The following is a 19,056-nucleotide window of genomic DNA, read 5'->3' as shown; positions in this document are numbered from 1 at the left end:
GGATGCCTGATCAACTCGTACGAATGAGCGCCCCGCACATGGACCCGGACGAGTTCCGCCGCGCCGGCCACGCCGTCGTCGACTGGATCGCCGACTACTGGACGACGCTGCACCAGCGGCCGGTCGCCCCGGCCGACCCGCCCGGGACGGTCGTCGAGGCCCTGCCGAGCACGCCGCCCAGCACCGGCGGCGAGCCCGTCGAGGCGGTCCTCGCCGACCTGGACGCGATAGTCCTGCCGGGGCTGACCCACTGGCAGCACCCCGGCTTCTTCGGCTACTTCCCCGCGAACATCTCCGGCCCGAGCGTGCTCGGAGACCTGGTCAGTTCCGGCCTCGGTGTGCAGGGCATGCTGTGGGCCACCAGCCCGGCCTGCACCGAGCTGGAGACGGTCATGATGGACTGGCTGGCCGAACTGCTCGACCTGCCGCAGCGCTTCCGGTCGAGCGGCGCCGGTGGCGGCGTCATCCAGGACTCGGCCTCCTCCGCGACGCTGGTGGCCACCCTGGCCGCGCTGCACCGCGCCAGCGCGGGCCACTGGCGCGTCGCTGGCGTCGACAGGCGCTACCGCGCGTACGCCTCCGTACACGGGCACTCCTCGATCGAGAAGGCCGTGCGGATCGCCGGGCTGGGCGCCGATGGAATCCGGTCGATCGACGTGGACCCGGACACCCAGGCGCTGCGCCCGGACGCGCTGCGCGCCGCCATCGAGGCGGACCTGGCCGCCGGGGACGTGCCCGCCGTCGTGGTCGCCACCATCGGCACCACGTCCACCACCGCCGTCGACCCGCTGCCCGAGATCGGGGCGATCTGCGCCGAGTACGGGATCTGGCTGCACGTGGACGCCGCGTACGCGGGCTCCGCCGCCGTCTGCCCCGAGCTGCGCTGGTCGCACGCCGGCCTGGAGTACGCCGATTCCTACTGCTTCGACCCGCACAAGTGGCTGCTCACCGGCTTCGACTGCGACGCGTTCTGGGTGGCCGACCGCGGTGAGCTGATCGAGGCGCTGACCGTGCTCCCGGAGTTCCTGCGCAACGCCGCCTCCGAATCCGGGGCGGTTATCGACTACCGGGACTGGCAGGTTCCGCTGGGTCGCCGCTTCCGGGCCCTGAAGCTGTGGTTCGTGCTGCGCTGGTACGGCGCCGAGGGGCTGCGGGCGCACATCCGCTCCGGGGTGGCGCTGGCCGCCCGGTTCGCCGATCGGGTCCGCGCCGACGACCGGTTCGAGCTGGCCGCGGCGCACCCGTTCGCGCTGGTCTGCTTCCGGCTGCGCGCCGACGACGACACCAACGCCGAGTTGCTGGCCCAGGTGAACGGCACCGGGCGGGTGTTGTTGACGCACACCCGGGTGGACGGCCGGTACGTGCTGCGACTGGCGGTGGGCGCACCGCAGACCACCGAGACGCACGTCGACGAGGCCTGGACGCTGCTCGCCGAGGCCGCGGACAAACTGCTCGCCCGCTGACCTCGCGGGCGCTCTTCAGCCCCGGGTCGCCGATGTCGCGGCATCCCGGCCGCCAGATCGCGGCCCGGGTCGCCTAGGGCGGACGGAAGATCAGCCTAGGGCTGCCGACCCGGAGCCGATCGTCCGCCGCAGCGCCAGCGGAGCCGGCCCCGACCGATATGTCAGCGGCCCAGGGTCGGCGCGGTCCGACGGCAGGTCACAGGCGACGGCCGGTCACAGGCGACGGCCGGTCACAGGTGACGGCCGGTCACAGGCGACGGCCGGTCACAGGCGACGGCCGGTCACAGGCGACGGCCGGTCACAGGCGACGGGCCGGTCACGAGTCGCGGGTGGTGGGTGGTGGGTGGCGACCACCATCAGGCTGGTGGGGCCGGCGGTCAGAGCAGCGTGCCGGCCCACGGGCACGAAGACTCGGTTGAGCGGTATACCTGTGAGTCATATTTATGACTCACAGGTATACCGCTCGCAAGGGAGAGGGTGCCCAGCCTCAGCGGGCAGCCGGTGTGGCGGCAACGGTGAGGCCAACCCGCGCCTCGTCGTCGGCAGCGTTCGGATCAGCGGTACCCGAATCGGCAGCACCCGTCTCAGGGGCACTGGCCAACGGCCCGGTGCCGGTGGCCGCTGTGGTCGCGGCGCCGGTGGCCGCGGTGGCGGGGGTGGCCGCGGTGGCGGCCGCGGCTGGGGTGCGGGCTCGACGGGTACGGCGCAGGGCCCGCACGGCGAACACCAGTGCGGCCAGCCAGCCGGCGGCCAGGAGGGCGTAGAGCGCGGGCCGGGCCGGACCGGCCAGCTCGGCGGATCGGATCAGGGTGCGGGCGTTGGTCAGCACGATCACGCCGCCGACAGCCGCGCCGAGCAATTGGGCCGGGACGATGCGGACCAGCCAGGCGGCCAGCGGAGCGGCGATGAGCCCACCGATCAGCAGGGCGAGCACGGTGGGCAGCAGGAACCCTTCGGTGCCCAGCCCGATCAGGAAGCCGACGCTGGCGGCGCCCGCCACCACGAACTCGGCGGTGTCGACCGAGCCGATCACCTTGCGCGGCTCCAGGCGGCCGGAGACCAGCAGCGCCGGGGTGGCCACCGGGCCCCAACCTCCGCCGCCGGTGGCGTCGACGAAGCCCGCGACCAGGCCGAGCGGGCCGAGGAAGCGGCCGCGCAGCCGCCCGCCGATCCGGTCGGTACGCAGCGGTCGGGCGAAGCGGACCAGCAGGTACGCGCCGAGCGTGAAGAGGATGCCGGCCATCCACGGCGCGGCCGACTCGGTCGAGATCGAGCTGAGCAGGGTGGCGCCGGCGAAAGCGCCGACCGCGCCGGGCAGCGCGATGCGGGACACCACGCGCCAGTCGACGTTGCCGAACCGCCAGTGCGCCACGCCCGCGGCGAGGGTGGTGCCGATCTCGGCCAGGTGCACCGAGGCCGAGGCGGCGGCCGGCGCGACACCGACGACCAGCAGCAGAGTGGACGAGGTCAGCCCGTACGCCATCCCGAGCGAGCCGTCGACCAACTGCGCGGCGAGCCCGACCAGAGCGAGAACCAGCAGCTTGCGCACGAGCGCCCCCTGACTTTTCGGTATCTCCTATCGACTTGGTCGACAATGCGCCACGGCAGGACTCCGGTCAAGGGTCTGATCGGTGGATGGGACGCCGGCACGTCAGCGCGAGGCGTGACGCGAGGTCAGCGCCGCGAACGGGGCGAGGTCAGCGCCGGGAACGGGACGAGGTCAGCGCCGCGCGGGGCTGCCGTCCCGAAGCGGGGTCAGATCCAGGCGCGCGGGTCGGCGGCCAGCTCGGTGACCCGGGCGGGCAACGTGCCCGCGGCCACGTCGGCGACGCTTACCAGTTCGAGGATCTCCCGCTCGCTGGCGCGCAGCGCGATCCAGACCTCCTGCAGGGCACGGGCGGGACCGTGGTAACCGAGCTGCTCCGGACGCTGACCCCGCACGTGCGCCAGCGGCCCGTCGATCACCCGGATCACCTCGGCCAGGGAGATCTCCTCGGCGGGGCGAGCCAACCAGTAGCCGCCCTCCGGGCCGCGCTGGGCGTGCACGATGCCACCCCGACGCAGTTGCAGCAGGATGCTCTCCAGGAACTTCGGCGGGATCTCCTGCGCACGCGCGATCTGGTCGGCGGTGACCGGCCGCCCCCGCCCGGGGCCACTGGCCGTCGCGGCGAGTTCGGCGGCCGCGCGGAGGGCGTAATCGACCCGGGCGGAGAGACGCATGCCGGCAAGGTTAGCCCGCAGGTCATCCGGCCGGGTCGGCGACCCTCGGCCGATCGGTCACGCATCGACGAATAGCCGATAACGTCGTACGCCGTTATCCACCGACAGGTGGGGCCCGGAATGCTGATTCGGAGCGTCCTTATGCTGGGCGGGCGGTATGACTGCCGGAGCGGTTACGAGGGCTCGGGCAGGACGTTGATGAAAACCCGGTTCCATCCGGGGGGAGGGCACCACGATGACCGATGTCGCCACACGCACCTGGGACGGCATGACGATCCCGATCGCCGGCACCTACCGCCTCGATCAGGCGCACAAGCGGATCGGTTTCCTGTCCCGCCACATGATGGTGAGCCCCGTCCGAGGGGAGTTCGCCGAGGCGACCGCGGAGATCTTCGTGGCGGAGGATCCGCTGCGCTCCGGGGTGACCGCCACCATCCAGGCGGCGAGCATCTCCACCGGGAGTGTCGACCGGGACACCCACCTGAAAAGCGCCGACTTTCTTGACGTGGAGAGTTATCCCACACTCGAATATCGAAGCACGGGCATTAGTTGGCAGACCAACGAGGACCCGATTTTCTACTGGGCCCGGCTGCGAAACCACCGACTCGGCGGACGAGGCAGAAGTCACAATCCTCCGCCGCAGTCCGAGCCCGGTCGATTCGTGCTCACCGGTGAGTTGACGGTAAAGGGGATCACCCGCGCGGTGGACCTTCAGGTGAATTTCGGCGGCGCCCGTCGTGATCCGTACGGACAGAACATCTTCGGATTCAGCGCGACGGCCGAGATCAACCGGGAGGACTACGGCCTGCTCTGGAATGTCGCGCTGGAGAGCGGCGGCGTTCTGGTCGGAAAGACCGTGCAGATCGAGATCGCCGGCGAGGCCATCCACGAGGCGTGACCGCCCGAGGGCCCATCCCCGCGACGAGGCGTCCTGAGCCCGGGCCGGGGCGGGGTCAGGCGCCGACGCGGCGCAGCAGACCCTCCTGGACGGCGCTGGCGATCTGCTGGCCGTCGGTGGTGAACATCCGGCCGGTGGCCAGGCCCCGCGCGCCGGAGGCCGACGGGCTCCAGCAGTCGTAGAGGAACCACTCGTCGGCACGGAACGGCCTGTGGAACCACAGCGCGTGGTCCAGGCTCGCGCCGACCACACCGCCCGGCCCCCACACCTCGCCGTGCACGGAGAGCACCGAGTCGAGCAGGGTGAGATCCGAGGCGTACGTGAGGGCGCACGCGTGCAGCAGCGGGTCGTCGGGCAGTTTGCCGTCGATGCGCATCCAGACCCGCTGGTGCGGGTCGGCCGGCCGGTCGCCGGGGCGGACCCAGCCGGGCTCCCCCACGTAGCGCACGTCGATCGGGCGGGGGATCTGCCCCCAGATGCCCAGGCGCTCGGGGTAGCGGGAGAGCCGATCGGACATCGTCGGCACGTCCTGCGGAGCGGGCACGTCCAGCGGCGCGGGGGCCTGGTGGTCCAGCCCCTCCTCGGCCCGCTGGAAGGACGCCGACATGAAGAAGATCGGCTTGTCGTGCTGGAGGGCGACCGCTCGGCGCACCGAGAAGGACCTGCCGTCGCGGATGTTCTCCACCTGGTACTCGATCGGCTCGACCGGGTCGCCGGGGCGGACGAAGTAGCCGTGCAGCGAGTGCACGAACCGCTCCGGGTCCACCGTGCGGCCGGCGGCGACCAGGGCCTGACCGGCAACCTGGCCGCCGTACACCCGTTGTGGGCCGACCGGGGGGCTCATCCCCCGGAAGGTCATGTCACCGGTCGGGTCGAGGTCCAGCACTTCCAGCAGCTGGTCGACCGCTGCCTGGCCGACCGCGACCCGACCGTCGCTCACTGCAGCGCCCGCGCCGACGCCGCGTCGACCAGCGAGCCGAGCTGGTGTACGCGCAGCGTGTTGGTCGAGCCGGGGGTGCCGGGCGGGCTGCCCGCCACGATCACCACGTAGTCACCGGGGTTGGCCCGGTCGAGACCGAGCAGCGCCTGGTCGACCTGGCGGAACATGTCGTCGGTGTGCTGCACGAACGGCATGAGGAAGGTCTCCACGCCCCAGGTCAGGGCGAGCTGGTCGCGCACCTCGGGGACCGGGGTGAACGCCAGCAGCGGCAGGTCGCAGTGCAGGCGGGAGAGCCGCCGGACGGTGTCGCCGGTCTGCGAGAAGGCGACAAGCGCCTTGGCGTTGATGGCCCGGGCGATCGACGAGGCGGCCACGGTGAGCGCGCCGCCGTGGGTACGCGGGTCGTGCTGCAACCGGGGCACGCCGATCGAGCCGGCCTCGGTGGTCGTCACGATCTTGGCCATGGTGCTGACGGTCAGCACCGGGTACTTGCCGACGCTGGTCTCGCCGGAGAGCATCACCGCGTCCGCGCCGTCGAGCACCGCGTTGGCGACGTCGGAGGCCTCCGCCCGGGTGGGGCGCGAGTTCTCGATCATGGAGTCGAGCATCTGGGTGGCCACGATGACGGGCTTGGCGTTCTCCCGGCACAGCTGCACGGCCCGCTTCTGCACCAGCGGGACCTCGTCCAGCGGCATCTCCACGCCGAGGTCGCCGCGCGCGACCATGACGCCGTCGAAGGCCAGCACGATGGCCTCCAGGTGCTCCACGGCCTCCGGCTTCTCGACCTTGGCCAGCACCGGGCGGTACACGCCCTCCTCGGCCATGATGTTGTGGACGAGCTTGATGTCCTCGGCCGAGCGCACGAAGGACAGGGCGACCAGGTCGACGCCGAGCCCCAGGGAGAAGCGCAGGTCCTCGGCGTCCTTGTCCGACATGGCGGGCACGCTGACCGCCACGTTGGGCAGCGACACGCCCTTGTTGTTGGAGACCGGGCCGCCCTCGGTGACCAGGCAGCGGATGTCGTTGCCGGTGACGTCGGTGACCTCGACGGCGACGCGGCCGTCGTCGATCAGCAGCCGGTCGCCGGGCTTCACCTCGTGCGGCAGCTTCGTGTAGGTGCAGGAGACCCGCTCCTTGGTGCCGATGACGTCGTCGCCGGTGATCACGACGGAGTCACCGGTGCGCCACTCGTGCGGGCCGTCGGCGAACTTACCGAGCCGAATCTTGGGGCCCTGCAGGTCGGCGAGGATGGCGACCGGCTTGCCGGCCGCCTCGGACGCCTCCCGGACCAGTCGGTAGACCGCCTCGTGGTCGGCGTGGCTGCCGTGGCTGAAGTTGAGCCTCGCCACGTTCATGCCGGCCTCGACAAGACCCCGGATGCGCTCCGGGGACGAGGTGGCGGGACCCAGAGTGCAGACGATCTTTACGCGGCGTGTCACGCCCATCAGGCTAGTCTCTCCTTCAGGTCGGACTCGGGGCCGACCCCTTGCAGGCAGCGGAACAGGTGTCCAACAACGCGCGGCGCGCGTCGGACCGGCGGGCGGAACCGCACCGGGAACGTTGTGGCGACGGGCAACGGCGACCGCGCGCCGGGAATCGTACGCCTGTCGTGGCGGGCGGTGTCGGGGCGCTCCCGGCCCCGGCTCATTCCGGGTGCCCCGACGGGGGCAGCGTAGGCACGGCGGTGAGCAGGTCACGGGGGTCGTAGTGCCGCTTGGCCCGGCGCAGACGCGCCCAGTTCGCGCCGTACGCCAGCCGGACGCGTTCGGTCTCGGTCGGGGCGAGCAGGTTCGGATAGCCCCCGGGCAGGGCCAGCGGGGCGAGCGCCGCCGACGTGCGCTCGGCCCACGCGTGGTGCGGCGAGGCGTCCCCGCCCGGCGGCCACGCCGCGATGATCTCGGTCAGCAGGTGCTCGGCGCGCAGGCCGAACGCCGTGTCGCCGAGTCGGACCCGGGTGGCCGCGCCGTGGAAGTGGTGCAGGGCCAGCGCGGAGAACGGCGAGGTGACCTGCCGGGCGGCGTCGACAAGCGCGTCCACCGCTCCGTCGGCGAGCGGGGACGGCAGCCAGCGGGTGCGCAGCAGATAGTGGTTTCCGTCGACCATTCCGCCGTCGAACATCCGCAACGCGTCCGCGTACGGCAGCGGGTCGACCTGGTCGACAAGCGGGGTGCCCAGCGCCCGCAGCCGGTCCAGCCACGGCCGCCCGGCGTCGAGGTCCGGGCCGCTGTAGAAGGGGCAGACGAAGACCACCGGTTCGCCGGCCGGGCCAGGCAGGAAACCGGCCATCACTGTCAACTCGTCCGGGGCGTCGGCGAGCAGCGCCGCGTACCCGCGCAGCACGGCCGGCGCCTCGGCCAGCGCGAACATGATCATGCCGGCGAGCACGGCGCGCAGCCGGTGCGCCCGGTACCGCAGCTCGGTGACCACGCCGACGTTGCCGCCACCGCCGCGCAGCGCCCAGTACAACTCGGCGTCGTGGCGCGGATCGGCGGTGACCCGACGACCGTCGGGAAGGACGACCTCCGCGCCGAGCAGGTTGTCCAGGGCCAGGCCGAACCGTCCGCAGAGCGGCCCGTACCCGCCGGCCAGGGTCAGCCCGGCCATGCCCACGTCCCGGACCACACCGGTGGGCACCACCAGGTCGTCCGGGGCGGCGGCGGCGAGCAGGTCGGCTGCGGTGGCTCCGCCGGCCACCGTCACCGTGCCCCGGTCCGCGTCGACCCGGACCGTGCGCAGGCCGGTCAGGTCGAGCACCAGGCCACCGTCGCGCAGCGCCCGGCCGGCCCAGTCGTGGCCGCCGGAGCGGACCGAGACCGGCAGGTGGCACCGGGCGGCGACGCGGATCGCCGCGGCCACCTCGTCGGCGTCCAGGCAGCGGGCGACCAGGGCGGGCGCACGGTCGACGGCGGCGTTCCACAGGTGGGTGGCGGTGTCGAACCCGGGTTCGCCCGGCTCGTGCAGGCGGTCGCCGAGCAGGGCGCGCAGCCGCGCGGTGGCGGACGCGACATCTCCGGTGGCGGCGGAGCTCATGGCGTCTCCTCGACCGGGTCCGGCCGATGACGCCGGGTGCGCCCCGACTGCGGTCCTCGGTGCGCGCGACCGTAGCACCGGCGGACGGCTGATCGCCGTCACCATCACGACACCCGTCGCTGAACCGACCGTCAGCTCTCGGCCTTGACCAGCGGAAACTCCAACGAGCCGGCCGGGCAGAGGAAGGTCAGCACGTCCACCCGGTAGAGGCCGGCCTGTACCGCCGGGTCGGCCTCCAGCACGCTGCGTACGTCCTCGACGCTGCCCGTGCGGGCCAGCCCGAAGCCGATCGGCGGCTCCGGTTCACGGGCCGGGCCGTCGACCGAGCCGGCGACCAGGATGATCCCGCTGCGCTGCAACGCCTGCATGTGCTCGGTGTGCTCGGCCTGCAACCGCTGCACCGTCTCCGGGGGCAGCGCCCGTGCGGCCGCTCCGGGATAGAGCACGATGCACTCGTACGTGTCGAGCGCGAAGTCGACCTGCGGCGTTCCCGCCATGGTGCTCCCTCCGCCGTCGCGCCGGCACGCACCGGGCCGGCCGCCCGAGCCGGCGTCACCGGCACGCGCCCAGCGTCGCACGCCGACGACTGCGGTACCTGTCGCTCCGCGCAACTGGCCCCGCCGCGGTGGGGGTGACCTGGTCCGCCCCGTCCCACCGCTGTCCCGGGTCGTCAGGGGCCGAGGTGGGCGTAGCCGGCCCACACCTCGGGTACGCCGGGCAGGCGGGCGCGGAGTCGGCGGACCGCCCGGTGCAGGGCCACCGCCGCCCGGTCGGGTGCGATCCCGTCGGGCACCGCCAGACCGTCGTACACGTCGGCGCAGAGCCGCACGGTCATCGCGTCCGAGATGGACCACAACGCGCCGATGACCTGCCGGAAACCGGCGAGCTGGAACGCGGTGCCAAGGGTGAGCGCCTCGTCGGGCAGGGCCGCCCCGCCGCGTACCGTCTCGCAGGCGGAGAGGACGGCCAGCGCGGCCGGGTTGCCGGCGGGTCGCCACAGGTCCCTGACGTGCAGCGCGCCTCCGGCCAACGCTAGCCGCCCCCACGCCGGGGCGTGCAGGTCCTGCGTGCCGTGGCAGCACAGGTGGACGACCGGCTGGTCGGGTAGCGCGGCCAGCACCGCCGCCGGGGTGGCCGCCGGGCCGAGCAGCGAACGAACCCGGGGCACATGCCGGCGGACGATCTTCTCCTCCCTCCCGACGCCGGGCAGGTCGGCCAGGCCCGGGGTCTGCGGCATGCCGACCACAAGCGCCGAGTCGACCGGTTCGGGTCGGGCCGGCACACCGCGCCGAGCGTGCGTCAGCGCCCGCAACGAGGCCGTGTACGACGGCACCACCCGGTCCAGAACCCCCTCGCCGCCGTCCCGTGGCGCGGCGGCGTGCAACGGCAGCAGGGTGAGCAGCCCGGTGGGGCACCACCACAGACGTGGCCAGTCCGGGTCGGACGGCGCCGGATCGGGCAGGGCCGTGTCGAGCACCGGCGCCGACACCGTCCGCCACAGCCAGTCCAGGGTGTCGCCGACCTCGGCCCGCGCCGCCTCACGGCGGCGCTGTGTCTCCGACTCGGAGGCGTTCGGCGCCGCCGGGCCGGTCAGCACCGCGATCGCGGTGAGGAAGGCAGCCGTCCGGGTGACCAGCTCGGCGAGGGTCAGCTCGGGCAGGGGCACCGGGTCGACCCGACCGCCGACGACGACGAGCGCGTCGCAGCGCCGGGCGGCCACGTTGACAAGCACCACGGGACCGTCGACGGCGGCTGTGGCCAGCGCGGCGAACGGCGGCGGGCGGAGAAAGTCGGCGAACCCGGGCTGGTCGCGGATCTCGGTCACCAGGTCGCGCCGGCGTACGGCGAGGTCGTACCGCCGCTCCGGCGCGGGTCCGGTCACCCCGACAGGTGACAGCGCACCGGCCGAGGGGACGGCGAAGTCGTCGAGGGCGCCCTGCACCTCGGCGAGCTGGGCTGCCAGCCGGGGTGCCCGCGCGCGCAGCGCGGCCAGGTCGGCGCCGGCGTCGTGGGCCCGGGTCAGCAGGACGCCCCGGCCGTACTCCAGCAGCTCGACCGCGCGTTCCGGCTGTTCGACGGCAATGGCGACCGCCGCCGCGTCGGTGGCCAGCCCGGAGAACAGCCCGAGCAGGCGGGCCTGGTCGTCGTGGTCCATCCCGTGCCAGGCCACCAGGTCGATCAGCTCGATCGTGTCGGCGTACCCGTCGAGCGCCGCCGTCAGATCACCCGCCGCAGCGGCGCGTGTCGCGTACCGCGCGGCCGTCCTGGCGCGCAGCAACGACGGGGCGGACTCCACCTGGGCGGCGAGGCGCAGCGCCTCGGTCGCCTCGGCCGACGCCGCGGACCCGTCGGCCGCGACGTCGGCGACCGCTTCGAGGGCGGTCGCGAGGTTGTTCAGGCACATGGTGCGGGCCGGATGCTCGTCGGCCAGCACGTCGACGGCCCCCCGGTACGCGGCCAGCATGGCGTCGGCGTCGGCCTCGGCGTGTCCCGCCTCAAAGCGCAGCAGCAGCGCGTTGCCGAGGTTCGTACGGATGCGATGCCTGTCGATGTCGGCCATCTGCCGATCGTTCAACCCCGCCAACAGGTCGATCGCCTCGTCCAGCGCCGCCGGGTCGTCGCGCAGTCGATGCCGCAGCAGGTGGGCCAGGGCGAGGGTGGCGACCGTCTGGGCGTACTCGACCGGGCCGGCCTCCCGTTCGGCCAGCTCGGCGGCCTCGCGCAGCGCGGTCACCGCGGCGTCGGAGTCCGCGGCGACACCAGCCGCGACCTGCTCGGCGGGCTGGCCGCCGACGGGCAACGCGTCGTCCAGGAAGAGCTCGACCCGGCGGTTCAGGGCGGCGCCGTAGTTGGTGAGCGCCGGCAGCCGGTCCGGGTGACCCGGTGGGGTGGTGTCGGTCACCTGCGCCAGCACCCCGACGGCCTCGGTCAACGTCGCGAGGTCCTGGATCGAGGCGAACAGCGCCTGCAGCACCAGGCCGAGGTTCGAGCGGTACCGGGGCAGCAGCGTGGAGTCCGGCTCGGCGGCGGCCACGGCGGCCCGCAGCGCGACCGCGGCCGGTTCCAGCAGCGCCGGTTCCCCGGCCTGGTCGGAGAGTTCCCGCAGGGTGTTGCCGAGGTTGTTGAGCACCTGGTGGCGCAGCGGGTCGGTGCGGGGCAACAGCCGTTCCGCCTCGGTCAGCGCGTCCCGACCGGCGCGCAGCGCGCGTACGCCGCCCAGGTCGGCGTGGCCGGCGGCGAGCGCGTGGCCGAGGTCGGCGAGCCGGCGCGCCCGCCTCTCGGGGGTCGGGGCGGCGGCCACGCCGTCGCGCAGCAGCCGCACCGCCTCGGTGACGTCGTCGGGGCGTCGCCGCCGCTCGTGGCGGGTCACCAGCAGGCTGGCCAGGGCGTGGCGCAGCTCGTCGAGGTCCGCTCCGCCGGGAGTCGGCCCGGCACCGAGCGTCGCCCGGTAGGCCTCGATCGCCGCGTCGAGGTCGACCGGGTCGCCGTCGGCCCGGTGCCGTTCGGCCAGCAGAGCGGCGAGCCCGACCTGGGCGCTGCCGGCCAGCTCCGGATCGAGCCCGCCGAACCCGGTCAGCGCCGACCGGTACGCCTCGATGGCGGCATTCCGGTCGGCGGGCGTCCGGTCGCGCAGGAACCGCTCGGCGAGCACGGTGCCGCGCAGCGCGGCGACGCGGGGGTCGTCGCTGTCCCGGGCCGCGCCGAGGACGTCGACCGCCTCGTCGAGGTCGCTCGGCCGCCCGTGCAACCGCCACCTGTCGCGCAGCCGCTGGCCGAGGTTCATCCGCGCCATCGTTCGTACCGGCGCGCCCGTGGCGGCGGTCCGGACGGCGTCGCGCAGCGACGTGATCGACTCGTCGAGCGCGGCCGGGTCGCGGTCGACGTCGTACGTGTCGCCCAGGACGTTGCCGAGGTTGAACAGCCGCACCGGACGTTCCGGGTCGCCGACCGCGGTGGCCTCCAGGCTCTCCCGGTGTGCCGCGACTGCCGCCGGGAGTGCCCGCCGCCTACCGAGGTGCTGGAACTGGTCGCGGTGGACCTTGCCGAGGGCGGACAGGAAGTGCACCCGCTCCGGCGCCCCCGGCGGCGTATCCGTGATCGCCTGCCGCAGCAGCGATTCGGCCTGGTCGGTCGCCCGGTAGTCGCGGCTGGTCTCCGCGGCGGCCATCAGCAGGACCGCCTCGACGTAGTAAGCGCCGGCGGTGTCGGCGCCCGGGCCGGCCGAGCGTGGGCCGGGCCGGGTCGGCTGCACGCCGGCGGGTGGGGTGCCGGCGTCCGGCGCGCGATGGGCGTGCAGCAGGGCCCGCATCGCGGGCGGGACCCGCTCCGGGGCGAAGTGCAGCAGGAATTCGGTGAGCCCGAGCGCCTGGGCGAGGTCGTCGGCGTCCTCGCCCGAGGGCAGCAGGTGGTAGCGGTACCAGTGCAGGCTGGCCAGGAGGAACACGCCCTCGGCGACCCGCTCGGGCAGCGGCCCGTCCGTGGGCGTGGCGGTCACCAGGTCGATGACCGCCTCGGCGTCGCGGATCGCGCCGGAGTCGAGGACCGCCCGGGGGTCGCGGGTGGCGTCGAAGCGGTCCAGCCGCTCCCCCAGCCGACTTACCGGGTCGGGTCTGAACCGTCGCCACATCGCGCCTCCCCCGGCCGGCCGCACCGACTCGGATCAGGCGTAGCAGACCGGACAGGACGGACGCCAGAGCCTGTGTCAAAGTCCTCGGTCGAGCCGGTGGCGGCATGACGGGCGATTTCCGGGGGATGATCACGAGGTGGTGGGCTGTCCTTCTCCCCCGCCGCGACGAAGACGATTGGGGATGCGCGTATGGCGACCGACATCAGCAAGCAGCCCGCGAAGGCGTCCGGCACGTACCGGATCGGGGGCGACGTCACTGTCAACCGGCTCGGTTACGGGGCGATGCAGATCACCGGGCCGGGCGTGTGGGGTGATCCGAAGGACCCGGCCGAGGCGCTGCGCGTGCTGCGCCGGGCGGTCGAGCTGGGCGTGACATTCATCGACACCGCCGACTCGTACGGCCCGTTCGTGTCCGAGATGCTGATCCGCGAGGCTCTGCACCCGTACGCCGACGACCTGGTCATCGCGACCAAGGCCGGGCTGACCCGCTCCGGCCCGGGCGACTGGCGTCCGGTGGGCCGTCCGGAGTACCTGCGTCAGCAGTGTGAGCTGAGCCTGCGTCACCTGGGCCTGGACAGCATCCCGCTCTACCAGCTGCACCGGATCGACCCGCAGGTGCCGCTTGCCGACCAGTTGGGTGAGCTGGCCCTGCTGCGGCAGGAGGGCAAGATCCGCCACATCGGGTTGTCCGAGGTGAGCGTCGAGCAGATCGAGCAGGCCCGGGCGATCACCACCATCGCCTCGGTGCAGAACCTGTACAACCTCGCCAACCGCAGCGCCGAGGACGTCCTGGAGTACTGCGAGCGCAACGACCTCGCGTTCATCCCGTGGTTCCCGATCGCCACCGGCGAGCTGGCCCGACCGGGTGGCCCGCTGGACGCGATCTCCACCGGGCACGGGGCGACGCCCGCGCAGCTCGCGCTGGCGTGGCTGCTGCGCCGCTCGCCGGTCATGCTGCCGATCCCCGGCACGTCCTCGGTGGCGCACCTGGAGGAGAACGTGGCCGCGGCCGACGTGCGGCTCACCGACGACGAGTTCGAGTCGCTGGCCAAGGCGAGCTGAGCGAGGCCGCGCGGGTGGTCCCGGCGGGGACCACCCGCACGGCTCTCAGACCGCGAGGCAGTTGGGTCGCACCGGGCCGTCGACCAGGGCGCCGCGCACGATTGTGTACGCGGTGCCGTCGAGCACCAGGCCGAGGTGGCCGACCACCCGCAGCGGGCAGTACGCCTGGATGAGGACGTTCGTTGCCCCGTCGTTGACGGCGGCGTTGCCTGTCGGCCGGACCAGCTCGTCCTGCAGCGTGCGGATGGTCGTGTAGCGCACCGACCCGGGGGTGTCGTCGCCGGCGTTGAGGTCGGCGAGGAAGCCGGAGCCGATGGTCATCTGTTGGCAGGCCACGATGCCGGCGCAGCTGCCGAGGCCGAGGAACGCCACGATGTTGGCGACGTAGGTGCCGTACTGGGGTGTGCCCAGGCTGACGTACCGGCCGATGCTGGCGGTGCCGCCCAGCCGCTTGAGGTAGTAGCGGCTGACCAGGCCGCCCTCGGAGTGGGCGACGAGGTCGACTGTCGCCGCGCCGGTGCTGGCGCGCACCTGCGCGACGTAACCGGCGAACGCGCGGGCCGAGGCGGGGATGTCACCGAGGCCCAGCCCCGGCAGCTGGTAGATGAAGGTCCGGTAGCCGTCGGCGCGCAACCGGGCGGCGATGGGCTCGTACGCCACGGCGACGCCGCTGAGGCCGCCGACCACGATGACCGGGTTGGCGGCGGTGACGGCCGCCGCGCCGACCGGTGCTGCGGGGGCGGCTGTCGAGGGGGCGGGTGTCGTGGGGGCCGCTGTCGCGGCGCCGGCGGGCGCGAGCAGGGCGGCGGTGGCGAGGAACGCGACGAGGACGGTCTTTCGGAGCAGCATGGCCGCACCTCCGGGGGGAGGCGCCCGGCGTACCGGGCAGGTGGGTGGGGGTGTCCGGTCGACCGTGCGACGATCATCCCCGCAACAATTCAGAAACGTCAATCACTTGTTACGCACCGGTAACCCGTTGTCCCACCGACGGCGCAAACCGGCAAACCGGTCGCGCTCCACAGCGGACACCAACCGATGTCCGCGTACCCCCGTCCCGTGACGGCCGATGGCATGCTGTGGCCGTGGCCGCCGACGAACCCTCCGAGCGCCAGTTGCGGGTGCTGCCGTGGTGGCTGGTCCTGGTCGGCCTGCTGCTCGCCGTCGCCCTGGGCTGGTTGGTGCTGGATCTGCTGCTCACCGAGGCCGACCGGGCCGTCGCGCCGGACACCCGGGCCATGCTGCGCATCGACGCGATCCGCACCGGCCTGACAGTGGTCGCCGGCACCGGCGGTGGACTGGCCCTGCTGCTGGCCGCCCGTCGGCAGTGGATCGCCGAGCGCGCGCAGCGACACCAGGAGAGCGTCGCCGTCCGCGACCAGGCACACCGGGACCGGGTGCAGGCGCACGCCGAGTCGGTGGCCGAGGCCGCGCAGCGCCACCAGGACCGGCAGTCCGGCGCGGCGGAACACGACGCGGCCGAACGCCGGTTGACCGAGCTCTACACCCGAGCCGTCGAGCTGCTCGGCAGCGACAGCGCGGCGGTACGCCTCGGCGGGCTGCACGCTCTGGAACGCCTCGGGCAGGACAATACGGCCCAACGGCCGACGATCGGGGCGGTGCTCTGCGCGTACCTGCGGATGCCGGCACCTGACGACGAGCCGCGCGAGACCGAGGTCCGGCGCACCGCGCAGCGGGTGCTGACCCGACACCTGCGCGCGGACGACCCCGCGTACTGGCCGGAGCTGACCCTCGACCTGGCCGGCGCGGCCCTTGTCGACTTCGACGCCAGCGGCTGCACGCTCGTCGACGCGAACTTCACGGCGACGGCGTTCACCGGCACGACCACCTTCGCGGGCGTGACAGCGCGGGGGCGTCTCCTGTTCGCGGCGGCGACCTTCGACGACGTGGTCTTCGAGGGCCTCGCGGCCGACGGCGAGGTCATGCTGGACGGCGTACGCGTCGGCGGCCCGGCCAGCTTCGACGGCGCCGCCTTCACCGACGGGCTGTCCTGCCGGCGGGCCGGCTTCGCCGGTCTGACGTCATTCCGCCGAGCGACCTTCGGCCAGCCGACCACCTTCGATGCGACACGCTTCGAGGACGCCACCACGTTCCGGGAGGCCATCTTCGACGGCGCCCTGTCGATGGAGCACACCGAGTTCGGCCGGTCGGCCAACTTCCACTCCGTCCGCTTCGCCAGCATGGCGCTGTTCCGCTGGACGATGTTCGCCGCAGAGGCGCTGTTCGACCGTGCCCGCTTCGCCGACGCCGCGAACTTCGGCCGGGCCCGGTTCCACAGCATGGCCAGCTTCCGCGACGCACGGTTCAGCCGTCCACCGCAGGTCGAGCAGGCCCGAGCCGTGCTCGACCCCGGCCACCGTTGGCCACCGGGCACCGTCGTGGAACGGCTCGACGACGAGTGGCTGCTCCTGGTCGACCGCTGACACGCTGGCGCTTGCTCAGCGAGCGGACGCGCTGATGCCTGCTCAGCGAGCGGACGCGCGCAGCCCGTCCAGGGCCACGCCGAGCACCCGGTCCCGCTGCTCGGGTGCGGGGAACTGGGCCATCGTGAGGCCGCTGATCAGGCGCACCACGTCGTCGAAGCCGATGTCGTCGCGGACCACCCCGGCCGACTGGGCGCGGTGCATCAACGGCTCGCCGGCGGCGTAGATCTCCGTCCGGCAGCTGGTGAAGATCTCCGAGTCGTGCAGCAACTGCTCGGCGAGCGCCCGCTTCGTGGCGACGTACGCGACGAAGCGGTGCAGCCACGCGACCAGGGCGTCCCACGGGGGCAGCTCGGCCAGGTCGGCGGCGGAGCTGCTCAACGCGCGGACCTCCTCGACGTAGACGGCCTCGAACAGGTGCCGGCGGGTCGGGAAGTTGCGGTAGAGGGTGCCGATGCCCACCCCGGCCCGGCGGGCCACGTCCTCCAGGGAGGCGGCCGCGCCGTTCTCGGCGAAGGCGTCGCGCGCCGCGGCGACCAGCGCGTCGTAGTTACGCCGCGCGTCGGCCCGCTTGGGCCGCTGGGCGAAGACCTCGGGCATCTGCCCCGCGCTGGTCATGACGTGCGTCACCTCACCTTGGTTGCATCCGGAGGCACCCCTCCGCTAGCTTAGTGGAGGCACCCCTCCGGACATGCCGGAGGATAGCCTCCGGTTAGCTTACCTCGGGGTCCGCCCGATCCGCCTGGCCACCCGATCGCCCGGACCCGACAGACCTGCCCGCCGCCGACGACGGGCGACGAACCTCCTTCCGTACCAATCAGGGAGTTTTCTCTCGTGTCAGTGACCTCCCGACGCAGCTCGCGTCGGCTCACCTTCACCGTGCTCGCGGCCGGCGCCGGGTTCTTCGCGATGCTCCAGTCGTTGATCACCCCGGTGCTGCCGACCATCCAGCAGGACCTGCACACCTCGCAGAACACCGTGACCTGGGTCCTGACCGCCTACCTGCTCTCCGCGTCGATCTTCACGCCGATCCTCGGACGGGTCGGCGACATGATCGGCAAGGAGCGGATGCTTGTCGTCTCGCTCGCCGCCCTCGCCCTCGGCTGCCTGGTGGCTGCCATCGCGCCGAACATCGGCGTGCTCATCGTCGCCCGGGTCATCCAGGGCATCGGCGGCGCGGTCTTCCCGCTGTCGTTCGGCATCATCCGCGACGAGTTCCCCGCCGCGCGGGTCTCCACCGCCGTGGCCAGCATCTCGGCGATCGTCGCCGTCGGCGGCGGCCTGGGCATCGTGCTGGCCGGCCCGATCGTCAGCACGCTCGACTACCGCTGGCTGTTCTGGATCCCCATGGTCGTGGTCGGGCTGACCGCCGTCGCCGCGCACCTGTTCGTGCCCGAGTCGCCAGTCCGTACCCCCGGTCGCATCGACTGGCGCGCCACACTGCTGCTCTCCGGCTGGCTTGTCGCGCTGCTCCTGCCGATCAGCCAGGGCGCGGCCTGGGGCTGGACGTCGGCCCGGGTGCTCGGCCTGCTGGCGCTCGCCGTGGTGCTGCTGGTCGGTTGGCTCATCGCCGAGGTGCGCTCGAGCAACCCGCTCATCGACATGCGGATGATGCGCCTGCCCGGCGTCTGGACCACCAACCTGGTCGCCCTGCTCTACGGCGCGTCGATGTTCTCCGTGTACGCGTTCCTTCCCCAGTTCGTGCAGACGCCGACCGCCGCCGGCTACGGCTTCGGCGCCAGCATCAGCCAGGCCGGTCTGCTCATGCTGCCGATGCTCGTCGCGATGTTCGTCGCCGGCATCATCGCCGGGCGGCTCCAGGCCGTGTTCAGCTCCAAGGCGCAGCTCGCCACCGGTGCCACGTTCAACGTGGCAGCCTCCGCGATGCTCGCCAGCGCGCACGACACCCGCTGGGAGGTCGCCGTCGCCGGTGGCCTGGTCGGTCTCGGCATCGGCCTGGCCTTCGCGTCGATGGCCAACCTGATCGTCGCCAGCGTGCCCGCCAGCCAGACCGGCGTGGCGACAGGCATGAACGCCAACATCCGTACCATCGGCGGCGCGATCGGCGCGGCCGTGGTCAGCGGCGTGATCACCGCCCACCCGCAGGCCAGCGGCCTGCCCCGGGAGGCCGGCTTCACGACGGGGTTTCTCGTCCTCACCGCGATCGCCCTCGCCGCCGCGCTCGCGGCCCTGGCCGTCCCGTCCGCCCGGCGGGCGTCGGCCGGTCGCCGGCCGTCCACCGCGACGATCGTCGAGTCCGAGCTAGCCGCCGAGTTCGCCACCATGCCCGCGACCCGCTAGGGCGTGTGTCAAACCTCGGTCGAGCCGAGGCGGAGTCCAAGCGGCGGTCCGGCAAGGCGGGAATCGGCCCGGAT

The 19,056-nt window shown here is 73.2% G+C and carries 14 protein-coding genes; 5 read left to right on the top strand and 9 right to left on the bottom strand.

All coding sequences use genetic code 11. The features are described from left to right. Positions 1-23 precede the first annotated feature (23 nt). Positions 24-1,463, top strand: coding sequence for a pyridoxal-dependent decarboxylase (locus AB0K10_RS29205; protein ID WP_363688773.1), 1,440 nt, complete (start codon positions 24-26; stop codon positions 1,461-1,463). Between the two features lie 487 nt (positions 1,464-1,950). Here AB0K10_RS29205 and AB0K10_RS29200 read toward each other — a convergent pair whose 3' ends face one another. Together AB0K10_RS29200 and AB0K10_RS29195 are read right to left on the bottom strand one after the other, a co-directional pair. Beyond that, on the bottom strand, positions 1,951-3,012 hold the full coding sequence (locus AB0K10_RS29200) for a sulfite exporter TauE/SafE family protein (RefSeq protein ID WP_363688771.1): 1,062 nt from the start codon (positions 3,010-3,012) through the stop codon (positions 1,951-1,953). 206 nt (positions 3,013-3,218) lie between these two features. After that, positions 3,219-3,683, bottom strand: coding sequence for an Rrf2 family transcriptional regulator (locus AB0K10_RS29195; protein ID WP_007462839.1), 465 nt, complete (start codon positions 3,681-3,683; stop codon positions 3,219-3,221). Positions 3,684-3,918: 235 nt separating this feature from the next. Here AB0K10_RS29195 and AB0K10_RS29190 point away from each other — a divergent pair, with 235 nt between their 5' ends. Beyond that, complete coding sequence (locus tag AB0K10_RS29190) at positions 3,919-4,581, top strand: YceI family protein (RefSeq protein ID WP_363688769.1); 663 nt, start codon at positions 3,919-3,921, stop codon at positions 4,579-4,581. Between the two features lie 55 nt (positions 4,582-4,636). Here the strand turns inward: AB0K10_RS29190 and AB0K10_RS29185 are convergent, their stop codons facing one another. The 5 genes from AB0K10_RS29185 to AB0K10_RS29165 all read right to left on the bottom strand — a co-directional run bounded on the left by AB0K10_RS29185 (position 4,637) and on the right by AB0K10_RS29165 (position 13,178). Further along, a complete protein-coding gene (locus AB0K10_RS29185; RefSeq protein ID WP_363688767.1) occupies positions 4,637-5,521 on the bottom strand; it encodes an acyl-CoA thioesterase II in 885 nt (294 codons plus the stop codon). Continuing rightward, the gene (pyk, locus tag AB0K10_RS29180; protein WP_363688765.1) at positions 5,518-6,966 is read right to left on the bottom strand and encodes a pyruvate kinase; all 1,449 of its coding nucleotides are present in this window, start codon (positions 6,964-6,966) and stop codon (positions 5,518-5,520) included. Before pyk ends, AB0K10_RS29185 begins: the two co-directional genes overlap by 4 nt. 199 nt (positions 6,967-7,165) lie before the next feature. Then, positions 7,166-8,551, bottom strand: coding sequence for an FAD-binding protein (locus tag AB0K10_RS29175; protein ID WP_363688763.1), 1,386 nt, complete (start codon positions 8,549-8,551; stop codon positions 7,166-7,168). Between the two features lie 131 nt (positions 8,552-8,682). Next, on the bottom strand, positions 8,683-9,048 hold the full coding sequence (locus AB0K10_RS29170) for a YciI family protein (RefSeq protein ID WP_363688761.1): 366 nt from the start codon (positions 9,046-9,048) through the stop codon (positions 8,683-8,685). A gap of 173 nt (positions 9,049-9,221) precedes the next feature. Continuing rightward, a complete protein-coding gene (locus tag AB0K10_RS29165) occupies positions 9,222-13,178 on the bottom strand; it encodes a CHAT domain-containing protein (protein ID WP_363688759.1) in 3,957 nt (1,318 codons plus the stop codon). Positions 13,179-13,367: 189 nt separating this feature from the next. On the opposite strand from AB0K10_RS29165, the gene AB0K10_RS29160 reads away from it, so the two are divergent. Then, positions 13,368-14,240, top strand: a complete 873-nt coding sequence (locus tag AB0K10_RS29160; protein WP_363688757.1) for an aldo/keto reductase — start codon at positions 13,368-13,370, stop codon at positions 14,238-14,240. 45 nt (positions 14,241-14,285) lie between these two features. Here the strand turns inward: AB0K10_RS29160 and AB0K10_RS29155 are convergent, their stop codons facing one another. Next, positions 14,286-15,089: an alpha/beta fold hydrolase gene (locus AB0K10_RS29155; RefSeq protein ID WP_363688755.1), complete on the bottom strand. Its 804-nt coding sequence runs from the start codon at positions 15,087-15,089 to the stop codon at positions 14,286-14,288. A gap of 233 nt (positions 15,090-15,322) precedes the next feature. On the opposite strand from AB0K10_RS29155, the gene AB0K10_RS29150 reads away from it, so the two are divergent. Beyond that, complete coding sequence (locus tag AB0K10_RS29150; RefSeq protein WP_363688754.1) at positions 15,323-16,681, top strand: pentapeptide repeat-containing protein; 1,359 nt, start codon at positions 15,323-15,325, stop codon at positions 16,679-16,681. Between the two features lie 42 nt (positions 16,682-16,723). On the opposite strand, the gene AB0K10_RS29145 is transcribed toward AB0K10_RS29150, so the two are convergent. Beyond that, positions 16,724-17,299, bottom strand: a complete 576-nt coding sequence (locus AB0K10_RS29145) for a helix-turn-helix domain-containing protein (protein WP_363688752.1) — start codon at positions 17,297-17,299, stop codon at positions 16,724-16,726. Between the two features lie 216 nt (positions 17,300-17,515). On the opposite strand from AB0K10_RS29145, the gene AB0K10_RS29140 reads away from it, so the two are divergent. Next, on the top strand, positions 17,516-18,982 hold the full coding sequence (locus AB0K10_RS29140; protein ID WP_363688750.1) for an MFS transporter: 1,467 nt from the start codon (positions 17,516-17,518) through the stop codon (positions 18,980-18,982). Positions 18,983-19,056 lie beyond the last annotated feature (74 nt).

This window comes from Micromonospora sp. NPDC049274, assembly GCF_040678875.1.
Classification (GTDB): domain Bacteria; phylum Actinomycetota; class Actinomycetes; order Mycobacteriales; family Micromonosporaceae; genus Micromonospora.
The sequence above is the reverse complement of the archived record's forward strand: the minus strand, read 5'-3'. Positions and strand labels throughout refer to the sequence as shown.

Coding starts and splice junctions, on each gene's coding strand:
- AB0K10_RS29145 (WP_363688752.1), bottom strand. CDS start 17,299: ATGACCAGCGCGGGGCAGATGCCCGAGGTCTTCGCCCAGCGGCCCAAG.
- AB0K10_RS29195 (WP_007462839.1), bottom strand. CDS start 3,683: ATGCGTCTCTCCGCCCGGGTCGATTACGCCCTCCGCGCGGCCGCCGAA.
- AB0K10_RS29205 (WP_363688773.1), top strand. CDS start 24: ATGAGCGCCCCGCACATGGACCCGGACGAGTTCCGCCGCGCCGGCCAC.
- AB0K10_RS29155 (WP_363688755.1), bottom strand. CDS start 15,089: ATGCTGCTCCGAAAGACCGTCCTCGTCGCGTTCCTCGCCACCGCCGCC.
- AB0K10_RS29165 (WP_363688759.1), bottom strand. CDS start 13,178: ATGTGGCGACGGTTCAGACCCGACCCGGTAAGTCGGCTGGGGGAGCGG.
- AB0K10_RS29190 (WP_363688769.1), top strand. CDS start 3,919: ATGACCGATGTCGCCACACGCACCTGGGACGGCATGACGATCCCGATC.
- pyk (WP_363688765.1), bottom strand. CDS start 6,966: ATGGGCGTGACACGCCGCGTAAAGATCGTCTGCACTCTGGGTCCCGCC.
- AB0K10_RS29170 (WP_363688761.1), bottom strand. CDS start 9,048: ATGGCGGGAACGCCGCAGGTCGACTTCGCGCTCGACACGTACGAGTGC.
- AB0K10_RS29160 (WP_363688757.1), top strand. CDS start 13,368: ATGGCGACCGACATCAGCAAGCAGCCCGCGAAGGCGTCCGGCACGTAC.
- AB0K10_RS29175 (WP_363688763.1), bottom strand. CDS start 8,551: ATGAGCTCCGCCGCCACCGGAGATGTCGCGTCCGCCACCGCGCGGCTG.